We start from the raw sequence: 1,159 nt of genomic DNA, 5'->3' as shown, positions 1-1,159 counted from the left end.
TCCTTCGAAATTGGCTTGGTCTGGTGATTATATTGGCTTGAATTTGTTACGTACTTATACGCGAGCAAATGATGGAAAGAATCACCAAGGCGGCGGGGCTTACGTGTACGATGCTAATACACTTAATGTCGTTAAGTCATGGGGACAAATTTCGGGTCACCAATTCGGCAGTACGCTGACAGTCGATAGTCAAGGTAACTTCATCTCTACCGTGCTGGGTGATGCCTTCCCTCGTGGTATTAATCTTATCCAATGGAGTAACAGTGTTAAATATGCGCAAAGCTTACTTCGCTTAAAAACCGAGCATGGGCAAACCCCGAATAATCCATCGGGTGCAACGTTTGATGAATTTACCGAGATTTCTACGCCAACGACGACCTACTACAAATGGTCAAATGATAACCGTACTTATTCTGAGCCAGCTGGCGTGGTTGAAATGGACGATCGCTTTGTTAGCTTTATGACCGGTGAGCGTGGGCTGCGTAATGATGAAACGGGGAGAGCCCACAACAAGTCGCGTAACATTGCTGTGGTATCGACGGGTAAAAATGCCAGTGAAGGCAAGTACTTAAGCTTTGGTGAGTTTGAGATGACCGCCTTCTATGATTACTACGGTGGTTACCGCCAAGAAACCAACCGCAATGTAGTTTGGATCACCGACTTCACCGACCTCAACGAGAATGTATCACGTGTCAAACCATTGAAACTGGCAGATAACGTTATCCTGCTCTTGATGGAAATCCATACCTTTGATGGCTACGCCTACAGCGCGTACATGATGCTCAATAAAGACTTGCAAGTGCTTGTACCACTCACCCGTATGCGCCAAGACATCATATTTGGTCGCTCCGATGAGCTGCGTGCTGAGAATGGCACCGCTTATGGTTACAGCAGCGAGAATGGCAAATTACAGCGCTTTACTATCAGCCTCAATGGCGACCCGACAATTGATAGCGATAACGATGGCTACGGCGATTACTACGAGCAACTTTTAGACAGTGACGCCAACGATCCGAATTCACCGTTACTGAATGGTGATTTAGACACTGACAGTGACGGTATTCCTGATCACATGGATTACGATGACGATGCCGACGGTATCTCGGATATGGATGACAGCGCGCCACTTGATCGCAACTCAGATTATGACGGCGATGGC

1 pseudogene is annotated in these 1,159 nt (G+C 47.1%); it reads left to right on the top strand.

From position 1 onward, the window contains the following. Positions 1-1,159 (top strand): annotated as a pseudogene (locus F8B77_RS17630) (hypothetical protein); the annotation flags it as partial.

The organism is Aliivibrio finisterrensis, from assembly GCF_008933155.1.
GTDB classification, from domain to species: Bacteria; Pseudomonadota; Gammaproteobacteria; order Enterobacterales; family Vibrionaceae; genus Aliivibrio; species Aliivibrio finisterrensis.
The sequence above is the reverse complement of the archived record's forward strand: the minus strand, read 5'-3'. Positions and strand labels throughout refer to the sequence as shown.